This window comes from Solwaraspora sp. WMMB335, assembly GCF_049179075.1.
In the GTDB taxonomy this organism is placed as follows: Bacteria; Actinomycetota; Actinomycetes; order Mycobacteriales; family Micromonosporaceae; genus Micromonospora_E.
Genome location: NZ_JBMHMF010000001.1, coordinates 7,934,248 through 7,957,655 on the forward strand (window position 1 = coordinate 7,934,248; position 23,408 = coordinate 7,957,655).

Annotated in this window: 19 protein-coding genes; 18 read left to right on the plus strand and 1 reads right to left on the minus strand. The window is 69.7% G+C overall.

Annotated elements, in window-relative coordinates:
* Window positions 1–5: 5 nt before the first annotated feature.
* From ACN27F_RS33915 to ACN27F_RS33985, 15 genes are all read left to right on the plus strand, one after another.
* Window positions 6–2,054: a hydantoinase/oxoprolinase family protein gene (locus ACN27F_RS33915; RefSeq protein ID WP_421439746.1), complete on the plus strand. Its 2,049-nt coding sequence runs from the start codon at window positions 6–8 to the stop codon at window positions 2,052–2,054.
* Window positions 2,051–3,775 carry a hydantoinase B/oxoprolinase family protein gene (locus ACN27F_RS33920; RefSeq protein ID WP_421439748.1) on the plus strand — a complete coding sequence of 575 codons (1,725 nt, stop codon included), beginning with the start codon at window positions 2,051–2,053 and terminating at the stop codon, window positions 3,773–3,775. Before ACN27F_RS33915 ends, ACN27F_RS33920 begins: the two co-directional genes overlap by 4 nt.
* Window positions 3,776–3,781: 6 nt before the next feature.
* Entirely contained in the window at window positions 3,782–4,759 is a 978-nt protein-coding gene (locus ACN27F_RS33925) for an ABC transporter permease (protein WP_421439750.1), read from the plus strand.
* Window positions 4,760–4,773: 14 nt separating this feature from the next.
* Window positions 4,774–5,730 carry an ABC transporter permease gene (locus ACN27F_RS33930; protein WP_421439752.1) on the plus strand — a complete coding sequence of 319 codons (957 nt, stop codon included), beginning with the start codon at window positions 4,774–4,776 and terminating at the stop codon, window positions 5,728–5,730.
* 21 nt (window positions 5,731–5,751) lie between these two features.
* Complete coding sequence (locus ACN27F_RS33935) at window positions 5,752–6,753, plus strand: ABC transporter ATP-binding protein (protein ID WP_421439754.1); 1,002 nt, start codon at window positions 5,752–5,754, stop codon at window positions 6,751–6,753.
* Complete coding sequence (locus ACN27F_RS33940; RefSeq protein ID WP_421439756.1) at window positions 6,750–7,733, plus strand: oligopeptide/dipeptide ABC transporter ATP-binding protein; 984 nt, start codon at window positions 6,750–6,752, stop codon at window positions 7,731–7,733. The genes ACN27F_RS33935 and ACN27F_RS33940 overlap by 4 nt, the downstream gene beginning before the upstream one ends.
* Window positions 7,734–7,970: 237 nt before the next feature.
* Window positions 7,971–9,056, plus strand: coding sequence for a LacI family DNA-binding transcriptional regulator (locus ACN27F_RS33945; protein WP_421439758.1), 1,086 nt, complete (start codon window positions 7,971–7,973; stop codon window positions 9,054–9,056).
* The gene (locus ACN27F_RS33950; RefSeq protein ID WP_421439759.1) at window positions 9,037–10,011 is read left to right on the plus strand and encodes a nucleoside hydrolase; all 975 of its coding nucleotides are present in this window, start codon (window positions 9,037–9,039) and stop codon (window positions 10,009–10,011) included. The genes ACN27F_RS33945 and ACN27F_RS33950 overlap by 20 nt, the downstream gene beginning before the upstream one ends.
* Window positions 10,012–10,177: 166 nt before the next feature.
* Entirely contained in the window at window positions 10,178–11,722 is a 1,545-nt protein-coding gene (locus ACN27F_RS33955; protein WP_421439761.1) for an ABC transporter substrate-binding protein, read from the plus strand.
* Window positions 11,722–12,699: a carbohydrate ABC transporter permease gene (locus tag ACN27F_RS33960; protein ID WP_421439763.1), complete on the plus strand. Its 978-nt coding sequence runs from the start codon at window positions 11,722–11,724 to the stop codon at window positions 12,697–12,699. The genes ACN27F_RS33955 and ACN27F_RS33960 overlap by 1 nt, the downstream gene beginning before the upstream one ends.
* A 1-nt stretch (window position 12,700) precedes the next feature.
* Window positions 12,701–13,540 (plus strand): carbohydrate ABC transporter permease, encoded by an 840-nt coding sequence (locus ACN27F_RS33965; RefSeq protein WP_421439764.1) that lies wholly within the window; start codon window positions 12,701–12,703, stop codon window positions 13,538–13,540.
* Window positions 13,540–14,622, plus strand: coding sequence for an ABC transporter ATP-binding protein (locus tag ACN27F_RS33970; RefSeq protein WP_421439766.1), 1,083 nt, complete (start codon window positions 13,540–13,542; stop codon window positions 14,620–14,622). The genes ACN27F_RS33965 and ACN27F_RS33970 overlap by 1 nt, the downstream gene beginning before the upstream one ends.
* 1 nt (window position 14,623) lies before the next feature.
* Entirely contained in the window at window positions 14,624–15,745 is a 1,122-nt protein-coding gene (locus ACN27F_RS33975) for an ABC transporter ATP-binding protein (RefSeq protein WP_421439769.1), read from the plus strand.
* Window positions 15,742–16,689: a ribokinase gene (rbsK, locus tag ACN27F_RS33980; protein ID WP_421439771.1), complete on the plus strand. Its 948-nt coding sequence runs from the start codon at window positions 15,742–15,744 to the stop codon at window positions 16,687–16,689. Before ACN27F_RS33975 ends, rbsK begins: the two co-directional genes overlap by 4 nt.
* Window positions 16,690–17,048: 359 nt before the next feature.
* Window positions 17,049–20,120: an AfsR/SARP family transcriptional regulator gene (locus ACN27F_RS33985; RefSeq protein WP_421439773.1), complete on the plus strand. Its 3,072-nt coding sequence runs from the start codon at window positions 17,049–17,051 to the stop codon at window positions 20,118–20,120.
* A gap of 45 nt (window positions 20,121–20,165) precedes the next feature.
* On the opposite strand, the gene ACN27F_RS33990 is transcribed toward ACN27F_RS33985, so the two are convergent.
* Window positions 20,166–20,363, minus strand: a complete 198-nt coding sequence (locus ACN27F_RS33990) for a hypothetical protein (RefSeq protein WP_421439775.1) — start codon at window positions 20,361–20,363, stop codon at window positions 20,166–20,168.
* 247 nt (window positions 20,364–20,610) lie between these two features.
* Between ACN27F_RS33990 and ACN27F_RS33995 the strand changes: the two genes are divergently transcribed.
* The 3 genes from ACN27F_RS33995 to ACN27F_RS34005 all read left to right on the plus strand — a co-directional run bounded on the left by ACN27F_RS33995 (window position 20,611) and on the right by ACN27F_RS34005 (window position 23,401).
* A complete protein-coding gene (locus tag ACN27F_RS33995) occupies window positions 20,611–21,951 on the plus strand; it encodes a helix-turn-helix domain-containing protein (protein ID WP_421439777.1) in 1,341 nt (446 codons plus the stop codon).
* A gap of 125 nt (window positions 21,952–22,076) precedes the next feature.
* The gene (locus ACN27F_RS34000; RefSeq protein ID WP_421439778.1) at window positions 22,077–23,171 is read left to right on the plus strand and encodes a beta-ketoacyl-ACP synthase III; all 1,095 of its coding nucleotides are present in this window, start codon (window positions 22,077–22,079) and stop codon (window positions 23,169–23,171) included.
* A complete protein-coding gene (locus ACN27F_RS34005; protein ID WP_421439780.1) occupies window positions 23,168–23,401 on the plus strand; it encodes an acyl carrier protein in 234 nt (77 codons plus the stop codon). The genes ACN27F_RS34000 and ACN27F_RS34005 overlap by 4 nt, the downstream gene beginning before the upstream one ends.
* Window positions 23,402–23,408 lie beyond the last annotated feature (7 nt).

The window sequence follows — 23,408 nt, forward strand, 5'->3', positions numbered from 1 at the left end:
CGAGGATGACGCGCGTCATCGGGGTCGACGTCGGGGGCACGTTCACCGACGCCGTCCTTGTCGAGGCCGGCCGCCACGTCGGCGTGGCCAAGGTTCCGTCCACGCCGGACGATCCGTCGCGCGCCATCGCGGCCGCCCTGGAACAGATCCGCGCCGAGCGGGACGTGCGGACCCTCCTGGTGCACAGCACGACGGTCGCGACCAATGCGATCATCGCGCGCACCGGTGCCCGATGTGGCATCGTCACCACCCGCGGCTTCCGCGACGTGGTCGAGATGGGCCGCCGGGACCGGCCGGACATCTACGGCTTCGCCGGTGCCCACCGACCCATCGTGGCCCGGCGCGACCGGATCGAAGTCCGCGAGCGGTTGGCCCACGACGGAACCGTGGTCGAGGCACTCGACCTGGACGACGTCCGCCACGCCGGCCGGCAGTTGCTGTCGGCCGGCGTCCAGGCGGTCGTGGTCTGCTTTCTGCACTCCGACGTCGATCCACGTCACGAGCGGCAGGCGATGGCGGTGCTGCGCGAGTTCTGGCCCGAGCCGCGCTACGTGACCGGCTCGGCCGACGTCTACGCCGAGGCCGGGGAGTTCGTCCGGTTCGCCACCGCGGCCACCAACGGCTATCTGCAACCGGTGGTCGGGGCCTATCTGGGGCGGCTCGCGGGTCGGCTGGCCGCCGGGGGGCACGTGGGTGACGTGCTCGTGATGCAGTCCGGCGGTGGGGTCGCCTCGATCGAGCAGACCCGTGACCTGGCGATCGGGGTGGCCCGCTCGGGTCCGGTGGCCGGTGTGCTCGCGGCGACCGGGATCGCCGGGCGCGCCGGGCTGACGAACCTGGTGACCTGCGACATCGGCGGGACCAGCTCCGACGTGTCGGTCGTCGTCGGCGGTCGGCCGCGTTACGTCAACGACGCGGCCCTCGGCTTCCGGCTCCCGCTGGTGATGTCGACCGTGGACGTCGTCGCGGTCGGTGCCGGCGGCGGCAGCATCGCGCGTGTCGACGAACTCGGTGTGCTGACCGTGGGGCCGGAGTCGGCCGGTGCCGATCCGGGTCCGGCCTGCTACGGCCTCGGCGGTGCCGCGCCGACGGTCACCGACGCCGCCCTGCTGCTCGGCCGTATCGACCCGGACGCCCGGTTCGGTACCGGCCGACAGCACCGGCTCGCCGCCGAGCTCGCCGCGGCCGCCGTCGAGCCGGTCGCCGAGGCGCTGGGTATCCCGGTGCCGCAGGCCGCGTCGGGCATCCTGGCCGTGGCCACCGCCACGATGGCCAACGCGATCCGGTCGGTGCTGACCGCTCGCGGCCACGACCCGCGCGAGTTCACCCTCGTCGCGTTCGGCGGGGGCGGTGGACTGCACGTGTGCCCGCTGCTGCGCGAGACCGGCATGCGCACGGCCCTCGTCCCGCGCCATCCGGGACTGGTCAGCGCGCTCGGTTGCGCCCTGGCCGACCTGCGTTACGAGAGCAGCCGATCATGGCCGACCGGGGCGGCGCAGCTGGACGACGCGGACACCGCGGCCGCGCTGCACCGGATGCTCGACGACCAGGAGTCAGCGCTGCGCAAACGGTTGGCCGACACCGGCATCGCGGTCCGTGACCTCGACATCGTCGTGGAGGGCGATCTGCGCTACCGGGGGCAGAGCCACCATCTGCGGGTTCCGCTCGAACGGCCGATCAGCCGTGCCGGGGTGGAGCAGCGCTTCCAGGACGCCTACCAACTGCGGTACGGCCGTACGTTGGCTGACGGTCTGGTCGAGATCGTCACACTGAGATCGACCCTGGTGGCCCGGCACGGTGCCGGTGCCGCCGGTGCCGCAGCGCCCGACGCCCGGTCGGCGACCCCCCGCGCCGGTGCCCCGGCCGCCGCGTCCGACACCGCGTCCGACACCGCGTCCGACACCGCGTCACGGCACCGCGACGAGGTCGTGCCGGGCGAGCATCTGCTCGGGCCGCTGCTGCTGGTCAGTGCGGACGCCACGGTCTACCTCGAAGCCGGGTACGTGGCCGATGTCGACGCTGAGCGCAATCTGCTGATCCGGGAGCGTTCGTGACGGCCGGCGGGGATCACCGCGCCGGTGTCGGCGTGGATCCCACCACGCTCGCGGTCCTGCGGGCGGCGCTGCAGCAGGTCGCCACCGAGATGGACACCACACTGGTGCGCTCGGCCTTCTCGCCGGTCATCTCGCAGATGGACGACCGTGCGTCCGGTCTCTACGACGCGGCGGACGGCGCGACGATCGCCCAGGGGCCGCAGAGCATGCCGATCTTCGTCGCGGGTATGGGCTACGCCGTCGGCCGTACCGTCGGGCTGCTGCGCGAGCGGGGTCGGCTGGACGGGTTGCGTGACGGCGACGTCTACATCTTCAACGACCCGTACGCCGGCGGTACCCACGCGCCGGACGTCAAGCTGCTCGCGCCCTGTCTCGTCGACGGCGAACTGTTCTGCTGGCTGGCCACGAGCGGGCACTGGCTCGACATCGGCGGGAGCCTGCCCGGCTCGGTGGTGCCGGATGCGACCGAGTGCTACGAGGAAGGGCTGCGGATCCCGCCCGTGCTGCTGCACCGGGCCGGCCGGGAGTGCCCTGACGTGGCGGATCTGATCTTCGGCAACATCCGGGCACCACAGCAGCAGCGGGCCGACCTCGAGGCGATGCTCAACGGTCTCCGGGTCGGCCGACGCCGCTTGGACGAACTGCTGGCCCGATACGGCGCCGGCACCGTGCGGGCCGCGATCGCGCAGCTGCGGGCGCGGGCGGCCCGGCGGATGCGGCAGATCATCGCCGAGCTGCCGGACGGCGAGTACCCGTTCGAGGATCACCTCGACGATGACGGGGCCGACGGCGGGCCGATGCTGCTGCGCCTCGTCCTACGGATCGCCGGCGACGCGATGACCTTCGACTTCACCGGTTCGGCCGGCCCCGCCCGTGGTCCGATGAACCTCAGCCGCGACACGACGGCGGCCGCCGCGTTCATCGCGATCAAGCACCTGTTCCCGGACCTGCCGGTCAACGGAGGCGCGCTGGAGCCGATTACGTTCGTCATCGACGACGACTCCTTTCTCAACGCCGTCCGACCCGCACCGGTCGGCGGTTACCTCGACTGCGCGTCGCGGGTGATCACCGTCGTGCTGGGCGCGCTCGGCAGGTGCGTGCCCGAGCGGGTGCCCGCCGACTGGTTCGGCACGTCGGCGGTCATGTCGCTGGCCGCCACCGGTCGCGACGGGCGACCGGTGGCGATCCCGCTGCCGGCGGCCGGGGGCATGGGCGCGCTCCCCGACGACGACGGACTCGTCAACGCGCCGCCGCCGCACGGGACCGCGAAGTACCCGCCCGTGGAGACGATGGAGCGACGGTTCCCGGTCCGGTTCGAGCGCATCGAGCTGACGGCCGACTCCGCCGGCGACGGCCGGCACCGCGGCGGATTGGGCAACACCTACCAGATCACGTCGCTCGACCCGTCGGTGTCGATCAGCCTCATCGGGGACCGGGCGCGGTTCGCCCCGTTCGGCGTGCACGGTGGCACCTCGGCCCGGGCGTTGACCGTGCACCTGGACGTGGCCGGACGACGACGGCACCTCGACGGCGCGAAGGTCCGGCACGTGCGACTGGGCCCCGGCGACGGCGTGACACTGCGCTCGCCCGGCGGAGGCGGCTGGGGCGATCCCCGGCACCGTCGTCCGGCCGCCGTCACGGCCGACCTTCGTGACGGCTACATCACCGTGGCCCGTGCACAGGCGGTGTACGGCCGGCGCGATCCATCGGAACAGGAGTAGGGATCGATGGCAGGATACGTGGTTCGACGGGTGATCGGTTCGTTCGTCGTCCTCCTGACGGTGGCCACCCTTGTGTTCGTACTGGTGGACTTCGCCCCCGGCGACCCTGCCCGGATCTACGCCGGGGCGAACGCCACCGAGGAGGACGTCGCTGCCATCCGTACGCTGATGGGACTCGACGGGTCGTTGCTCGAACGCTACTGGGCGTACCTGTCCAACGCGGTCACGGGCGACCTGGGCCAGTCCATCTTCACCGGCCGCGACGTGCTGACAGAGGTGCTGGAACGGGCCCCGGCCACCGTCGAACTGGCGATCGTGGCACTGATCGTGGCGACCCCGCTGGGCGTGGCACTCGGCCGGCTCGCCGGCGCACGGTACGGGTCGAAGGTCGACACGGCGATCCGGGCCGGCACGCTCATCAGCTTCTCCGTCCCCGGCTTCTGGCTCGCGCTGCTGCTGTTGTTCCTGTTCGGGCTCTACCTGCCGGGGATCCTGCCAACCGGCGGCTGGGTGCCGCTGACCGAGGACCCGATCGGCAACGTCCGACACATGATCCTGCCGGTGCTCGTCCTCGCCCTGCCGTACGTGGCGATGATCGCACGGACCCTGCGGGTGTCCATGCTGGACGCGCTCGGCCGCGACTACGTCATGTTCGCCCGGGCGATGTCGCTGTCGTCGCGGGCGGTCAACGGGCGGGTGGCACTGCCGAACGCGATCATCCCGACGGCGACGGTCATCGGACTGGCCCTGGCCTACCTGATCGGCGGCACGGTGATCGTCGAGGTGGTGTTCACCATTCCCGGGATAGGCCAGCTGATGATCGACTCGTTCGAGAAGCAGGACTACCCGGTCGCGATCGGCTGCACCCTGTTCATCGCGCTGTTCTGCGTGGTGCTGAACCTCGTGGTCGACCTGCTGTACGCGGTGATCAATCCCAGAGTCCGTGAACTCTACCGCCAGCGGGTCTCGGTCCGGGACCTCTAGGAAGGAACGCGGTCATGCAATCGACGTCGACGCCGCCTGTTGCGGCGACCGCGCCGCCGCCGGCCGACACGGTCACTGCCGCCGCGCCGCGGCGGCGGTTCGCCGGTCTGCGCTCCCTCGGCCGGGCGGTGGTCGCGACCTGGCCGTCGCGGATCGGACTGCTGCTGATCGTCGCCTACCTGGCGGTGGTCGTCACCGGCCCGTTCGTCGGCGGCGACCCGCTTGCCCAGGGCGACGACATCCTCGTCCCGCCCAGCCCGGAGCATCTGTTCGGCACCGACCAGCTGGGTCGGGACATCTTCGCCCGCACAGCCGCCGGCGCACGACTGTCGCTCGTGGTGGCACTGGCCAGCGTCATCCTGGGGCTGGCCGTCGCCCTGCCGCTCGGGATGGTCGCCGGCTACTTCGCCCGTACCTGGATCGACGAGCTGATCATGCGGTGCCTCGACGTCATCATGGCGCTGCCGCTGTTCATCCTCGGCGTCGTCTTCCTCGGCCTCAGCCGGGCCAGCGGCGGCACGATTCTCGGCCTGCCCGCGCCGATCGAGGTGCAGGTCGTCACCGTCATCGCGATCACCACACTGCCGAAGTTCGCCCGGGTGGCCCGGGCGGCGACGATGGTCGAACGGGAGGAGGAGTACGCCGACTCGCTGCGGGTCATCGGGGTCTCCCGGTTCCGGATCATCTTCGGGGAGATCTCCATCAACGTGCTGCCGCCCGTACTCGTGCAGGCCTTCCTCTGGATGGCGGTGGCGATCTTCGCTGAAGCGGCGCTGAGCTTTCTCGGCCTGGGTGTCCAGGCTCCGGATCCCACGCTCGGCAACCTCCTGCACGACGCCCGCAACTACGTGCTCTCCGGGGCCTGGTGGTACTCGGTGCTGCCAGGGCTGGTGCTGATGATCGTGATCGTCGGACTCAACCTCGTCGGCGACGCGTTGACCGACCGACTGTCCCCGCAGCTGCGCGACTGAGCCAGGAAGGTGGAGACCCGCATGGAACCGCTGCTTAAGGTCGACTCCCTGCGAACGACATATCGCCGGCAGGGCCGCACGCGGACGGCCGTGCGGGGCGTGTCCTTCGTCGTGCACCCCGGCGAGGTGGTCGGCATCGTCGGCGAGTCGGGCAGCGGCAAGAGCACCGCGTTGATGTCCGTACTCGGCCTGCTCCCGCCGAACGCGCAGGTGCTCTCGGGCCGTCTGCTGTTCAACGGAACGGACCTGCGGACGGCCGGGGATGCGGTCCTGCGTACGGTGCGTGGCCGGCAGATCGGCCTGGTGCCGCAGCGGCCGATGACCTCGTTCAGCCCGGTGACCCGGGTCCGCCGGCAGATTCGCCGGCTGTTGCGCCAGCATCGGGCGGACGGGGCGACCGACATCGACGCGGTGATCGCCGACATGTTGCGCCGGGTCGGCCTCGACGGCGTCGCCGGACGCCTGGACAACTATCCGCACCAGTTCTCCGGCGGCCAACTGCAGCGACTGCTCGTCGCGGTCGCGGCGGTCGGCGCACGACCACAGCTGCTGTTCGCCGACGAGCCGACGACCACACTGGATCCGACCGTGGCCGCCCAGATCCTGCGGCTGCTGCGCGACCTGCGCGACGAGCTGGGCCTGGCCATCGTCTTCGTGAGCCACGACCTGCGGTCGGTGGCGCAGCTGTGCGACCGGGTGTACGTGATGTACGCCGGCGACATGGTCGAGGAAGGGGACGTACGGTCGATCTTCGACCAGCCGCGGCACCCCTACACCCGGGCGCTGCTCGACGCGATCCCCAGCCGGCACACCCCCCGCGAGCCGATGCCGGTGCTCGCCGGAAGTGTGTCCAGCCTGCCGGAGGACCGGCGCGGCTGCTCGTTCGCCCCGCGTTGCCCGATCGCCGTCGGCGTCTGCCACGAGGCCGTGCCGCACCTGCTGCCGGCCGCCGGCGGCCGGGTGGCCTGCCACCGCTATCCGGACGGCGGCTGGCCGCCCGGTGACCTTCCGGAGGACCGATGAGCCAGCGACTGCGCGTCGAAGAGCTGTCCAAGACCTTCCACGGCCGACGGTCCTGGCGGACGATGCATACGCCCAGCGTGCACGCGGTCGACGACGTCTCGCTGACCATCGAACCCGGCCAGACGCTGGCGCTGGTCGGGGAAAGCGGCTGCGGCAAGTCGACGCTGGTACGTACGATCGCCGGCATCTACCAGGCCACCGCTGGCCGCATCTTCGTGGGCGATGCCGACATCAGCGACCGGCGGGCACTGCGCCGACACCGGCGGGCGGTGCAGCTCGTACCGCAGAACCCGCTGTCGTCGCTCAACCGCAGCCGTACGATCCGGCACGCGCTGACCCAGCCGCTGCGGGTGCATCACATCGGCGCCGACCGCTCGGCGCAGGAACGACGGGCGGCGACCCTGCTGGAACAGGTCGGTCTGTCGGCCGACTACCTGCCACGCCTGCCGGTCGGGATGAGCGTCGGTGAGCTGCAGCGGGTGGTGGTAGCGCGGGCGCTGGCCGTCGAGCCGTCGGTGCTCCTGCTCGACGAGCCGACCTCGAGCGTCGACCTTACGACGAAGGCTCGCATCATCAACCTGCTCCTCGACGTACAGCGGTCGTTCGACCTCACCTGCATGATCATCACACACGAGATCGACATCGCGCGGCACCTCAGCCACCGGATGGCCGTGATGTATCTCGGTCGGATCGTGGAGTCCGGGCTGACCGAGGAGGTGTTCAACCGACCCCGGCACCCGTACACCCAGATGCTCGTGGCCTCGGCGACCGCTGCCGATCCACTCGCCGGCCGGCACACCGGCGACATGCCTCGCGGTGAGGTGCCCAGCGACGGCTCGCACGCCGACGGATGCGCGTTCAGCCCTCGCTGTGCTCACACCGCCGATGTCTGCCGGGCTGTGCCGACCCTACGGGCCGTCGGCCCCGACCACCGCGCGGCCTGCCATCGCATCGAGCAGATCGATACTGCGGTGCCCTGACCCACCGGCCGCCTCCGGTAGGCGGGGGGCTTCCGCTCCGGAGGTGAGCATGGCCGATGGGCGATTTTGTCCTAGTTCGTGCTGGCTCGCTGCGTGCGGCCGTTGAACGGGGTCGATGCATTACCGGAGCGTTCTCAAAATGATCCGCTTGCCCCCCTTGACGTGACGGGAAACGTGGCGGAAACATGAGGCAACCGGTTGCTGCAACCGGTTGCACGAAGAAGGGCAGGTCAGAGCGTGTCCAAATCGGCTTCGGTGGAGCCGCCTCGGTTGACCATCTACGACGTCGCCCGGCAGGCCGGGGTCTCGTCGTCCACGGTCAGCCGCGTTCTGGCCGGTCGGGGGGCAGTGTCCGCGACGACCCGCGAGGCGGTGCTGAAGGTTGCCCAGCAGCTGGGCTATCGGCCCAACGCCGTGGCGCGCTCCCTGGCGACCCAGGTCAGCGACACGGTCGCGGTGCTGCTGCCGGATATCAGCAACCCGTTCTTTCCCAGCCTGGTGCGGGCTCTGCAGGTCGAGGCACAGCGCTACGGCTACATGCTCCTGCTCGGCGACACCGCTGGTGACGCCGGCACCGAGCGCCGTTACCTCGACGGTCTGCTGTCCAAGCAGGTCCGGCACGTCTTCGTCGTCGGTCTCGGCCTGCCCCGGGCCGAGGTCGAGCAGTATGCCCGGGCCGGTCTCGTCTTCATCGCGCTGGACCGGGCTCTGCCCGGTGGCAACGGCTACCTCGTGCAGTCCGACAACCGGGCCGGCGCGCGACTTGCCACCCGGCACCTCATCGAGCTCGGGCACCGGCGTATCGCGCATCTCGCCGGTCCGGCCGACGTCGCGGTCAGCCGGGAACGGCGTCGTGGCTACCTCGACGCGATCCGCGAGGCGGGCTTGGCCGAAGACGAGCAGCTGGTGGTGGAGAGTCCGTTCTCCGAGGTCGGCGGTGCGAACGCCTACCGGCGCCTGACGGAACGGCGGGTCGACTACACGGCAATCTTCGCCGCCAACGACCTGATCGCGATCGGTGCCCTCTTCGAGGCCCACCAGCGCGGGCGCAACGCCCCCGACAACTTCTCGCTCGTCGGTTTCGACGATGTCTCCCTGACCCGTTACACGTCGCCGCAGTTGACCACCGTACGTCAGGACGTCGTGGCGATGGCCCACGCCGGCCTGCAGTTCATCGACCCGGAACGCGCGCCGTCGCGGCGGCGCACCCTGACCCTGCCGGTCTCGCTCAAGGTCCGGCAGTCGACCGCCCGTCCTACCGGCCGCTCGGCCGGCGGACGGCCGCAACAAGGAGGAGCAGTACATGGAACGGATGATCATTGACACCGACATCGGCACCTACTACGACGACGCGTTCGCCGTCCTGCTCGCGGTGAACTCGCCGGAGGTGCAGCTGGAGGGCGTGACCACCGTCTACGGCGACACCCGGCTGCGCGCCGAGATCGCCTGCAAGATCCTGGAGTTCGTCGGTGCGCCCGAGGTGCCGGTCCACGCCGGTGTCGGCGACCCGCTCGGTGAGGCCGAGGCGCTGATGTTCGGCTTCGAGGGTGAGGGGATCTTCGACGACGGCCGGCCGACCAAGGAACCGGAGAAGGAGGGCGCGGTCGAGTTCATGGTGCGTCTGGTCCGGGAGAACCCGGGTGAGATCACCATCTGCACGCTCGGCGCGGTCAGCAACGTCGCGGCGGCGATCCGGCAGGATCCGGAGTTCGTCAGGAACCTCAAGCACCTGATCATCATGGGCGGCGTCATCGTCCCGATCGTCGACGAGAAGGGCGTGACGCGGTCGCCGGTCGAGGAGTACAACCTCAACAACGACCCGGTCGCGGCGAAGATCGTCTTCGAGTCCGGTGCGAACATCACGCTGGTGCCGATCGACGTCACCCTCCGGGTGCCGATGACCCAGGCCCAGATCGACTCGATGCGCACGGCGAGCAGCAAGTCGGGCCAGATGGTCCACCGCATCCTCGAACCGTGGCCCGAGCAGGAGCGGTTGATCTACCTCAGCGTCGGCATCCCCACCGAGCACACCGGCATCTGGCTGCACGACCCGCTGACCATCGCGGTGGCGTACGACCCGAGCCTGGTCACGGTCGCCAAGCTGCACGTCGCAGCGGAGTACGCGCCGACGGTCATCCTGCGCGACATGCTGATCCGCAACGACATCCTGCGGACGATCCCCAAGAAGAAGGCGCCCAACATGTCCGTCGCGGTCGACGTGGACGCCGACCGGTTCACCGAGCTCTTCGCGGATCGGATCATCAACGGCGGCTTCTGATCACGAGACGGCACCACGCGTACGGAATTAGTCACTCCCCGTACGGTTAGACGGCCCGGCCGGAATGCGAACGGGCTTGCTTGGCGGCTTCCCCGCAAGCGTTCCGGCCGAGCGCCACACCCTGCTCTGGCAAGCGAGAAGTGCACGTTCATTCTAAGGAATCGCGATGTCGCGACAAATCAGCAGCGGGGCGGGCCTGTCCCGCCGCCGCTTCCTCAGCACCGCCGCTGTGCTCAGCGGCGGCCTGGCAGTCCCCAGCCTCCTCACCGCCTGCGGTGACGGCGGTCCCGCCGACAGCGGTCCGATCGACGTACCGACCGGTCCGGGCGCGTTCGAGGGCGTGACCGTCCGAGTGGCGGTGGGCAGCTTCATGTCGACCGGCGTTCGGATCTTCAAGGATCAGTGGGAGGCCCAGACCGGAGGGCGGATCGAGATCGTAGAGATCCCCTTCGGCGACCTCTACTCGAAACTGTTCCAGGCGTTCTCCTCCCGCACGGACGCGTACGACGTGGTGATCTACGCTGGTGGATGGGTCTCCGGATTCGCCAAGGCGAACTTCATTCGGTCCCTGGAGGACCTGCATTCCCGGTACACCGAGAACTGGAACGACGTGCTGCCGAAGGTGCAGCAGCTCACCTACTTCGGCGACGAGCGGTACACCGTGCCGCTCGACGGCGACGTGTTCATGATGTACTACCGCAAGGACGCCTTCGACAACCCGACGGCGCAGCAACGATTCCGCGTCGAGAAGGGCCGTGACCTCGCTGTCCCGCAGACCTGGGCCGAGTATCTCGAATGCGCCGAGTTCTTCACCGACTGGGACTGGGCCGGCAACGGCCGGCCCTGCTACGGCGTACTCGAAGCGCTCAAGCCCAAGGACGTCGGCCCGTACGTCTTCACCGCCCACGCCGCCGCGTACGCGGCCCATCCCGACCACCCGGGCCGGTTGTTCTTCGACCCGGCGACGATGGAGCCCGAGATCGGCAACGAGGGCTGGGTACAGGCGCTGAAGGACTGGACCGCGCTCAAGGCCGCCGGCCCGTCGCAGATGGTGACCTACGGTGGCGGCGACCAGCGCGGCAACTTCGTCGCCGGGAACTACGCGTTGGCGATCGACTGGCCGGACATCGGCGTCCTCGCCCAGGACCCGAGCCAGTCGATTATCCAGGACCAGCTCGGATACGCCCCGCTGCCTGGTTCGAAGCGGATCTGGAACCCGGCCGACAAGCGCTGGGAGGATCGGGCGGAGGTGTCCCGGGCGCCGTACATGGGCTGGAGCGGCTGGCACGCCTCGGTCACCAGCACCACGAAGAACCCCGCTGCGGCATGGAGCGTGGCGAGCTGGCTCGACACCACCGAGAACGCGTTGACCGGGGTCACCACGCCGGGCACCGCCCGTGGCCCGTACCGCACCGACCACTTCCAGCCGGAGGTCTGGAGTACCGGCGACGAACAGTTCGTCGACGCCGCCGACTACCTCAATGTGCAGCTCGACTCCTTCAACCACCCGAACGTGCAGTTCGACCTGCGCATCCCCGAGGCCGGGCGGTACTTCGAGGCGCTGGACACCGCAGCGCAACTGGCGCTGTCCGGGCAGAGCACGCCCGAGCAGGCGCTGCAACAGTGCGCCGAGGAGTGGAAGACGATCACCGATCAGATCGGCAAGGACTCCCAGCAGGAGCTCTACCGCACGCTGCAAACGGGGCAGTGATGGCGGCTCCGCAGTCGCGGGCCGCCGGGGGACAGTGGCACAAGCACCTGCTGCTGTCCCCGCCACTGGCCTTCTTCGCCGCGTTCGCGCTCTTCCCGCTCGGTTTCACCATCTACGTCAGCCTGAGCAACTGGTCGATCACGGGTGAGCACCGCTTCATCGGCTTCGGCAACTACGCGACCATTCTCGCCAGCGACACGTTCCGGCAGAGCTTCCTGAACACGGTCATCTTCGCCGTGGTCACTGTCCTGCTTCAGTACGTGCTCGGTCTCACCCTGGCGCTGCTGGTCTACCGCAGCACCCGCGGACAGAGCGCGCTTCGCCTGCTGCTTCTGGTGCCGATGATGTTCACCCCGGTCGTCGTCGGATTCGTCTGGAAGACCATGTTCGACCCCAGTTATGGGCCGATCAGCTGGCTGTTCGACCTGGTCGGGCTGCCGCAGGTGCCATGGTTCAGCGAGCGGCTGCCGGCAGTGACCGCCATCGTCGTCGCCGACGTGTGGCAGTGGACCCCGTTCATGTTCCTGATCCTCTTCGCCGCCCTGCGCTCGCTGCCGACCGCGCCGCTGGAGGCGGCCATGGTCGATGGCGCGTCCGGCCGGCGGCTGCTCTTCGACCACCTTCTGCCGATGCTGCTGCCGGCGTCGATGACGGCGATCCTGCTGCGCAGCATCGAGGCGTTCAAGCTGTTCGACGTGGTCTACCTGATGACCGGTGGGGGACCGGGCGTCAAGACATCGACGGTCACCTTGAGCGCGTACTTCACCGGGCTGCGCAGCGGTGACCTTGGCACCGCCGCAGCCATGACGACCATGCTGCTGATCGTGGTGCTGATCGCCACGCTGGTGCTGCTGCGCCTGCTGGTCTGGGCCGGGCGGCGGCGCAGTCGCACCGACGTCGCCGCCCAGCAGGTGGAACGCGACGACGTCGACCTGACCGACACCGTCGACTCCTTGGTCACCACGGAGGTGAGGTGACATGCGCACCGCTGGTTGGGGTCGCCGTACGGTCCTGTTCGTCTGGGTGCTGTTCGCGCTCTTCCCCGTCTACTGGACGCTGATCACCGCGTTCAAGCAGCAGGTCGACATCTACGACGGGCCAAGGTTCATCCCGTTCGTGGACTTCGAGCCGACGTTGCAGGCCTGGCAGACGCTGTTCGGTGACGGTGGCGGCGACTTCCTCGGCAAGTTCGCCAACAGCGTCGTCTTCTCCGGGGTGAGTTCGTTGCTGGCGGTCATCCTCGGTGGCTTCGCCGCGTACGGACTGGCCCGCTACCGCTACAAGTACGGGCCGTACCGCAACGACGACCTGTCGTTCCTGATCGTGTCGCAGCGCATCATGCCGCCCATCGTCTCCGTCCTCGCGTTGTACGTCGTCTTCGTCAACCTGCGGCTGCTGGACACCGCGTTCGGCATGATCCTCGCCTACACGGCGATGAACCTGCCGCTGGCGGTCTACCTGCTGCGTACGTTCTTCGAGGCGATCCCGGTGGAGGTGGAGCACGCCGCCGCGCTCGACGGGTACCCGCAGTGGCAGCGGCTGTTACGGATCGTCTTTCCCCTGGCGGCGCCAGGTCTGGCTGCCGCGTTCCTGCTGTCGTTCTTCTTCGCCTGGAACGACTTCCTGTTCTCACTCATGCTGACGTTCAACGATGCCCAGACGCTTCCGCTGTACATCACCTCCCTCAACGCGCAGTCGCAGCCGTTGTGGTGGCTGATCTCCGCGGTCGGGCTCGTCGCCCTGGTTCCCCCGGCCATCGTGACCGTGGTGCTGGACCGCTTCATGGCACGTCAGGTCCTCATCGGAGGGATGCGCTGATGGAAACACTCATGGTGACGGGGGTGAGCAAGACCTTCGGCGGCCAGCGTCCCGCTATCGCCGACCTGAGCTTCGCCCTCGGCGGCGGCGAGTTCGGAGTCGTGGTCGGCCCGTCCGGGGCCGGCAAGACCACTCTGCTCAACATGATCGCCGGGCTGGTGTCGCCCGACACGGGCGAGATCACCCTGAACGGGGATTCGCTGGCCGGCGTCGTGCCGGAGCGGCGGGACATCGCGATGGTGTTCGAGAACTACGCCCTCTATCCGCACCTCAGCGTCCGGCGCAATCTGGAGTTCCCGCTGCGCGCTCCGGCCCGCCGGGGGAAGCTGTCCCGGTCGCAGATCGCCGCCCGGGTGGCGGAGGTCGCCGACACGCTCCGTATCCCGCAGCTGCTGGACCGGCTGCCCGCACAGCTCAGCGGCGGCCAGCGGCAACGGGTCTCACTCGGCCGTGCACTCGTCCGGCGTCCGCGACTGCTGCTGCTCGACGAACCGATCACACACCTGGACGCCAAGCTCCGACACGAGATGCGTACGGAACTCAAACGGATCCAGCGGGACCTGGGCGTCACCACGCTGTACGCGACGCCGGACCAGAGCGACGCCCTGGCGTTGGCGGACCTCGTGGTGGTGCTCGACGCCGGGCGGACCTGGCAGGTCGGCCCGGCGGCGGACGTCTACGAACGACCCGCCAACGTGACCGTGGCCCGCACCCTCGGCGATCCACGCATCAACCTGCTCCAGGGACGCCGTGACGCCACCGGCGTCACCGTGCTCGGCCAGCGGTTCGACGCCGGTCAGGGCCCTTCCTGCCAGGTCACCGTCGGCATCCGGCCCGGCGACGTCGAACTGTCGACCCAGCCGGTCGTCGGCGCGGTCGCCTGTCGGGTGCTGCTGTCGCAGACCCTGGGCTATCAGGACGTCGTCCACGTCGATGTCGCCGGAGCCACGGTACGGGCGACCGTGCCGGCCGGGTTCGCCGCTCGACCCGGCAGCCTGGCCTGGGTCCGCCTGCCAGCGGCCCGTCTGCACGTCTTCGAGGCCGCCACGGGACGGGCGCTCCGGGACCGGGAGGTGGTGTGACATGGCCGGGGTGAACCTGCTCGACGTCACCAAGAAGTACGGCCGCACCGAGGCGGTCAAGGGCATCAGCTTCGACATCGCCGACGGGGAACTGCTGGTCATCCTCGGGCCGTCCGGCTGCGGCAAGACGTCAACCCTGCGCATGATCGCCGGCCTGGAGACGGTCAGCTCCGGCACGATCAGCTTCGACGGCCGACCGGTCACCACCGTGCCACCGGCCCGGCGCAACGTCGCGATGGCCTTCGAGAACTACGGCCTCTACGAGCACTGGACGGTGTTCGACAACATCGCCTACCCGCTGCGGCTGCGCGGCCTCGCTGACAGCGGCGTACGCCGCAAGGTGACCGCCGTAGCCGAGCAGTTGCAGATCACCGACGTGCTGCGGGCGCGACCGGCCGGTCTCTCCGGCGGCATGCGGCAGCGCGTCGGCCTGGCCCGGGCCCTGGTCCGCGACCCCTCGGTATTCCTGCTCGACGAGCCCATGTCGCACGTGGACGCCGACCTGCGCAACGACCTGCGCGCCGAGATCAAGCGCATCCACCTTGACGTCGGGTCGACGATGATCGTCGTCACGCACGATCAGCTGGACGCGCTGACCATGGCCGACCGCATTCTGGTGATGGACGACGGCCGGATCGAACAGCTCGACACCCCGACCGCGATCTACGACGCCCCGGCCACGACCTTCGTCGCCGGCTTCATCGGCGAGCCGCCAATGAACCTGGTCTGCGCCCGGCGTGTGGACGGTGGCGACACGTTGACCCTCGACGATGGGGGACGGTTCGTCCTTCCACCGACGCTGCTCGACGCGGTGCCCCCCGGCGTGGACGTGACCGTCGGGTTCCGGCCGCACCGGGTCCGCTTCGAACCGGCCGCTGTGGCCGCCGGACCAGCTGACCTGCGTCTCGACGCGACCGTGTACATGGTGGAGCCCTTGGGCGACCGCACCCTGGTCACCGTACGGTGCGGCGACACCCGGATGAAGGTCGACCTGCCCGGCCGTGCCGGATTCACGGTCGACCAGCCGGTCCAGCTCACCGTCGGCCAGGCCGACGTGCACGTCTTCGACCCGGCGGGCCGTCGAATCGACCCGACCAGCACGCAACGGGCGGCGGCCGCGTGAGCCCCGAACCGGCCACCATGGTGGTCCTGGGCAGCATCAACATGGATATCGTCGTCACCACACCGCACATCCCGCGGCCCGGCGAGACGGTGCTGGCCGGCGCCGCCCAGTATCTGCCCGGCGGGAAAGGCGCCAACCAGGCAGTCGCCGCCGCCCGACTCGGCGGGGACGTGGTATTCATCGGGCGCACCGGCGACGACGACTTCGGTGACCGGATGCGTGCCGGACTCCACAGCGCGGCGGTACGCGTCGATCACCTGCGGGCACTGTCCGGCGAACCCTCGGGGGTGGCGTTCGTGGCCGTCGACGCCCATGGCGAGAACGCCATCGTGGTCTCGCCCGGCGCCAACGCCCAGCTCACCCCAACCGATCTGGACGCTCACCAGGGCGTGATCGCGCAGGCGGGGATCGGTGTCGCACAGTTGGAGACACCGCTGCCCACGGTGGCGCGCTTCGCCGAACTGTGCCGAGCACACCGAGTGCCGCTGATCCTGAACGCCGCGCCGTACCAGCCGCTACCCGACGGGCTGCTCGCCTGCTGCACGTACCTGGTGCTCAACCGCGAGGAGGCCGCCGCGCTCACCGGTATACCGGTGACCGATCGCGCGTCCGCCCGCGCCGCTGTCGACGCTGCGGCAGGATGCGGCGTCCCGCATGTGATCGTCACGCTCGGCGGCGACGGCTGCGTCGCCCACAGCGATGGCCGATACCTGGAGGTGGAGCCGTTCCCGGTCACCGTGGTGGACAGCACAGGCGCGGGAGACACCTTCGTCGGGGCGCTGGGCGCTGCGCTCGCTCGGGGAGACGACCTGCCGGCGGCCCTGCGGTTCGCCACTGCTGCGGGGGCGCTGGCCTGTTGCCAGGTCGGCGCACAGCAGCACGGCTTCGGCCGCCGTGACGTCGAGGACCTGCTCCGGCAACATCCGTCGCCGGCGATACCGTGAGCTCTGAGGTGCCCCGAAGATTCCGGACAGGGAGCCAATCGGCGCAGGCCGGGGTCGAAGGGCGGCCGGCCGCCGGCCTTCGACCCCGAGATCTACAAGCAACGCCACGCGATCGAGTGCGGCATCAACCGGCTCAAGCGCAACCGTGCCGTCGCGATCCGCTACGACAAACTCGCCGTCCGCTACGAGGCAACGGTGCAGGGCGCAACGATCAACGAGTGGCTGTGATCGCACTAGTTGTGCCAGCGCCCTGGCACAACCCCTCACGTGGCCCTAAACGCCCACCTTTTGCGCGATGGACAGCGTGCGCCCATTCGGTCAGCGTAGATGAAACTTTTCGATCTCTGAAGGTGTCGGCCTTGGAGAGTACTCACCTGGTGTCGGCAGACGGTCAACTGATCGGTCCGGCACCGATCGTGTTCAGAGTCCTTGGTCCTATCGAGGTCAACGGACCGGCCGGTCCGGTCCGCGTGCCGCCTGGCCGGCAGGAGACCATCCTCGCCGCCCTCCTGTTGGAGGCGAACCGAGTGGTGAGCAGCAACCACCTCGTGGACTTCATCTGGGACGAGGATCCACCAGACACCGCCCGCACCCAGGTACAGATCTGCGTCTCCCGGCTGCGCAAGAGTTTCGCCGACGCGGGCGTCAACGCCCCGATCGCCACGAAGCCACCCGGGTACTTGATGCGCGTATCCGAAGACGTCATCGACCTGCGAGTGTTCAACCGCCAGGTGACCCGGGCGCGAGCGCTGCTCAAGGAGGGCCGCCGGGCCGAGGCAGCCGAGCTGCTACGCGCCGCGGTCGCGCTCTGGCGCGGCCCTTGCCTGAGTGGCATACCCAGCGAGGCACTTCGGACCAAGGCACTGCGTATCGACGAGGAACGGCTTGCCGCCGTCGAGACCTACCTCGAGCTGGAGGTCGAGCTCGGCCACCATCACCAGCTGGTGGGAGAAATCGGGCGGCTGGTCCATGAGTACCCCCTGCGGGAGCGGCTGCGGGGCCAGCTGATGCTCGCACTGTACCGGTCCGGCCGGCAGGCCGAGGCACTCGAGAGCTACCGTAGCGGCCGCGAACTGCTCATGCGGGAGCTCGGCCTGGAGCCGGGGGAGGACCTGCGGCGGCTGGAGATGGCGATTCACTCTGGCGACGCCGCGCTGCTGCCGGGCTCCGACGCGACCCCGGTCCACGTCTCCGTCAGCACCGCCCCGGCGGCGGCCGATTCCAACGCGGACCAGCCGGCCCGCGTACCGACCACCGCCGGGCACCGGGTGGAGATACCACGCCAACTCCCGGCCGACACCGCCGACTTCGTGGGACGCCACGACCTGGTCGCCGCCGCGGAGGCGGTGCTCACCGGTTCCGAGATGGCGCACCGTCCGGTCGGGGTCGTGGTGATCGTCGGGATGCCCGGCGTCGGCAAGAGCACGCTCGCACAGCACATCGCCCACCGGCTGGGCCACGATCAGTTTCCCGGCGGGCAGCTCTATTGTGACCTGCGGGGCACCCGCGCAGCACCGGTCGAGGCGATGGAGGTGCTCGGCCGGTTTCTCCGGGCACTGGGCATCCCTGGGCCGCTGATTCCGGACGACGTCGACGAGCGTGCCGAGATGTACCGCAATCTGCTGGCCCACCGGCGGGCCCTCGTCGTGCTCGACGACGCGGCGTCGGAGAGCCAGATCGGGCCGCTGCTGCCGGGCAGCGGAAACTGCGCGGTGCTGGTCACCAGTCGTGCGCGGCTCACCGCGCTGCCCGGTGCACACCGGCTGGAGCTGGACATTCTCGACACCGACGAGGCCCTCGAACTACTCGGAAGAGTAATCGGTAAAGGACGGGTGGCTCGGGAACCACAATCCGCCACGGCGCTCATCGGCACGGTGGGTGGACTGCCTTTGGCGATAAGGATCATCGCGGCCCGGCTGGCCGCCCGTCCGCACTGGTCGCTGGCGTCCATGGTGCACCGGCTGGCGAACGAACGGCACCGGCTGGACGAGCTGACCCATGGCGAGATGACGATGCGGGCCAGCATCTCACTCAGCCATGACGGTCTGGGCCGCACCGGCCGGCAGTTGCTGCGCCTGCTGAGCCTCGCCGAAGGTCCGTCGCTGCCGGGATGGCTCGCCGGCGCGCTCCTCGACGACCACCGCGCGTTCCCGTCAGACCTGCTGGAGCCGCTTGTCGACGTCCAGATGCTCGACGTGGTCGCGGTCGAGACGACCGGCGAGTTCCGGTACCGCTTTCACGAGATCCTCCGGGCCTTCGCCAGGGAACAGCTCGTCGCGCACGACAGCGTGCAGGTGCGGCGGGCGGCGCTGGAGCGGATGACCGGGGGCTGGCTCGCGCTCGCCGAGCAGGCCCATCGTCATATCTACGGTGGCGACTATACGATCCTGCACGGCAACGCGAGGCGGTGGCTGCCACCGAGTATGTACGCCGAGCAGGTGCGGGCAGACCCGTTGCAATGGCTCGACGGTGAGCAGGCCAACCTCTGCGCGGCCGTCGAGCAGGCCGCCACGGCGGACCTCGACGAGCTGGCCTGGGATCTGGCCGCGACGCTGGTGACGCTGTTCGAATCGCGCGGATATCTGGATCAGTGGGAGAAGACCCACCGGCACGCGCTCGGGGCGGTCCGCCGCTGCGGCAACACACGTGGCACGGCCGTACTGCTCGGCTCGCTCGGCACGCTGCACAGCAGCCGTCGTCAGCCCGTGGAGGCCCGGGAGTCGTTGGAGGCCGCACTGTCGTTGTTCGAACAGCTGGATGACCGGCACGGGCTGGCGCTGTGCTGGCGTGACCTGGCGTTGTTGGAGCGCCAACATGGCGCTGACGACGAGGCACTGCGGTTGTACGGGTTGGCGATCACCGGCTTCGACGCTGTCGATGACCCGGTCGGCCGGGCGAGCGTGTTGACCCAGCGGGCGCATATCAGGATGCGGCGCGGGGACAGCGTGATCGCCCACGCCGAGCTGGAGGAGGCGCTGCAGATCTACCGTTGCACCGGGTATGTCGGCGGTGAGGCGCAGGCGCTGCGTCGGGTCGGTCAGGTTCTGGCCCAACGGGGGGAGTCCGCAGCGGCGGAGCGAATCCTGGACAAGGTGCTCCGGATGGTCCGCGACAGCGGCGACGCCATCGGGGAGGGCCACCTTCTGCGTAACCTCGGCGAGGTCAATGCCGAGATGGGGCGCGTGCAGGAGGCAAAGGAGCTGTTCGTGAACGCGCTGGCCATCCGCGAACAGGTCATGGACCACGGCGGTGCCGCAGTGGTGCGGCTGGATCTCGCGCGGCTGATGGCCCGGGCCGGCGAGCCGGCGATGGCGGCTGGGCTGCTGGAACAGGCGATCGCGACGTTCCAGGACCGGAACATGCATCGCGAGATGAACGAGGCGGAGCAACTGCTGGCGGCGGTCACCGCCGCGGCCAAACCGGTTCCCTGACCTGACCTGGCCTGACCTGGCCCGGCCTGGCCTGACCTGCCTGGTTCAGTCCCAGGGGTGGTTCTGCGAATCGTCGCCGGGCGTCGCAGTGGGGGTCGGTGTCGGTGAGACGGTGGTGGCCGCGGCGGGGGCGTCGACGGCGGATCCCGTGGTGTCGGCGTGCGCAGCGCCGGCGCTGATCGTCAGGGCTGCGGCGACCGCGCCGGTGGCGATGGTCATCTTGAGGATGTCGACAGCGCGCATCTTGGTTGTCCCTTCGTCGGTTCCCGTTCGGTGTTGGTGACGACGTTAGGAACGACGGCATACCTGGGACTATCGCCGCAGCTATCCCGTGGCTATCACCGCCGGCTATCTCAGTCGGTTGGTGTCGTGATGGTGGGCTGATAACGCGCTCCGGAAGATCGGAGGTGATCGGGACCGGCCGACGTGGTAGCCGAAGCGGCTCTCGGCCGCATCCCCGGTCGACACCACGACCAAGGAGATGCGCACCATGATCGTCGATATTGACACCATCAACGACATATCGAAGTTCGGGCGGCTGATCCGGCAGCATCGGGTCCGGATCGGGATGACCCAGCGGCAGCTCGCCGACTTGTCCACGATCAGCGTTCGGGCGATTCGGGACTTGGAGCAGGGCAAGGCGCGGCGGCCCCGCCAGGACACGGTACGGCTCATCGCCGAGGCGTTGCGGCTGGGCCCGCGGGCCCGCGCCGACCTTACCCGCGCGGCGTCCATGGGCCAGCTCGTCTTCGGGCCGCTGCCGGGGGAGGGCGACGAGATCCCTCCGCCGCCGATCGCGACGGACCCGCTCATCGCCCGCGAGTCCGAACTCGCGGCCCTGCAGAGCGAGCTCGCCTCCGGCGCCGAACGGCTGGTCAATGTCGTCGGCCTCAGCGGCGTCGGCAAGACTCGCCTGGTACTGGAGGCGGCCACCCGGTTGCACGCCTCAGACGCGATGCCCGTGCTGTGGCACCCGATGGCGGATGCCGTCGCCGACCACCGCCGGCAGATGGTCGAGCCGCTCGCCGAGGTGGTGCGGGCCGCGGTCGAGGATCTGTTCGCTGGGCAGGGTGGTGGCGTCGCCGCGTTCGTCGATCTGGTGAACGAGACGCCCGCGCTGCTTGTGATCGACGGCGCCGACGGTTGTCTCCCGCGGCCCGAGCGCCTGGGGCTGCTCCTGCGGGGGTGCCCCGAGCTGCGCATGATCGTCACCTCCGACCGGGCGTGGGGGGTGCCGCCGGAACGGCTTTTCCTGCTCGGCCCGCTGGAGTTGCCGCATCTGAGCGACATCCGCGACGCCGGGACGCTGGCGAAGGTACCGGCCGTGCGTCTGTTCATGGATCGGGTGCTCCAGGTTCGGCCGCAGTACGCGCTGAGCGATGCCGACGTGCCGGCCGTGGCGGAGATCTGCCGCCAGGTCGACGGACTGCCGGTCGCACTGCGGGCCGCCGCGTCCTGGCTTGTGGTGTACGAGCTGGAGGTGCTGTACCGGTGTCTCGACGGCGGCCCGGAAGAGCTGCTTGGCCACGCCGCCGGTCCAGACGGCGGTCGCGGCTATCGCGACAACCTGACGCGTCACCTCGACCGGCTGCCGGCCGACGACCGGGAAATGCTCGGCGCGCTGTGCGAGTTTGGCGGGAAGTTCGAGCTCGACGACGTGGTGACGCTGACCGGACTGCCGCTGCCCGACGCCGGCCGGCGGTTGCGGAGCTTGCTGTTGCACGGCGTGGTCAGGCCCTGGTACGAGGCGGGCCGCTGCCGGTTCGAGGTGCTCAACCTCGTGCTGGCATGCCATCTCACCGCGCCGGTCCCAACCGACTGCCGGTCCTGATCGACGGTGGAAATCTGCTGGCGCGAGTGCCGGGCGAACTGCCGCTGCGCCGTCGACGCCGGGTGTTCGATGGTCAAGTGCGTGAGGCAAACCCCGCCGCCGGCACCGAAGGAGGAGTGATGTCCATGGGTGGCTTGTCTGGACCGGACACCCCGACAGCGGTCGTCAGCGGTATCGGCGCCTGCCTGCCCGCGCGGGTGGTGAAGAACGACGAGCTCGCGGCACGGCTCGACGTCACCACCGACTGGATCCGCGAGCGGACCGGTATCGAGCAGCGGTACGTCCTGGAGCCAGGCTCATCCACGTCGGACCTCGCGGTGGGCGCCGCGCGGCGGGCGATGGAGTCGGCCGGGCTCGACCGGGTCGACTTCCTCGTCGTCGCGACCTGCACACCCGATCACCCACTCCCGTCCACCGCGCCGTTCGTGGCGGCCCGGCTGGGTCTGGCTGGCATCGCCGCGTTCGACGTGAACGCCGCCTGTTCCGGCTTTCTCTACGCGTTGACCGTGGGCGCCGGGCTGCTGGCGGCAGGGCCGTACACCACCGGGCTGATCATCGGGGCGGATGCGATGAGCACCGTCACCGACCCCGACGACAAGATGACCGCGCCGATCTTCGGCGACGGCGCCGGCGCGATGGTGATCCGGGGCGGCCGGCGCGACGAACCCGGTGCCTTCACCGCCCAGGTGCTGGCCAGCGACGGCGACCTCGCGGACCTGCTGCTCGTGGCTGCGGGCGGGGCGCGGCAGAAGGTGGCTGGCACCGTACCCGACCGAGCCGACCTGTACATGCGGATGCAGGGCCGGGTCGTCTACCGTAACGCGGTCGCCCGAATGACCGAGGCCTCGCAGGCGGTCATGCGCCAGATGGGCTGGGCGGTCGGCGACGTCGACTGGCTTGTCGGCCACCAGGCCAACAAACGCATTCTCGCCGCGACCGCCGAAGCGGTCGGCATCGCACCCGAGCGAGCGCTCATCAACGTCGATCGGGTGGCGAACACTTCGGCCGCTTCCATACCGCTCGCGCTCGCCGACGCCGCCGAGGCCGGCCGTCTGCGGCCCGGCGACCGGATCGTGCTCACCGCGTTCGGCGCCGGCCTCACCTGGGCCGCGGCGGCGATTACCTGGCCGGACCTCGCCGAACCGCCGTCACCCAGCCATCGCTCCGTCAGGCCCCCCGCGCTCGCCGAGCGTACTGGAACGAGAGGAACCGCACCATGACCACCACCCTGGAGCAGGTCTCGGACATCGTCGTCGCGGTCGTGCCGGACCTGGAGGGCCGGATTCAGCCGACCGCTCGGCTCGGCGTCGAACTCGGCGTCGATTCACTCTCCCTCGTCGACATCGTGATGAGGGTCGAGGCGGCTTTCGGCATCGCGATCGACGACGACGATCTCGACGAGCTCCACTCCGTGCAGGACATCTTCGACCTGGTGCAGCGGCGCCAGTGACCGGCTG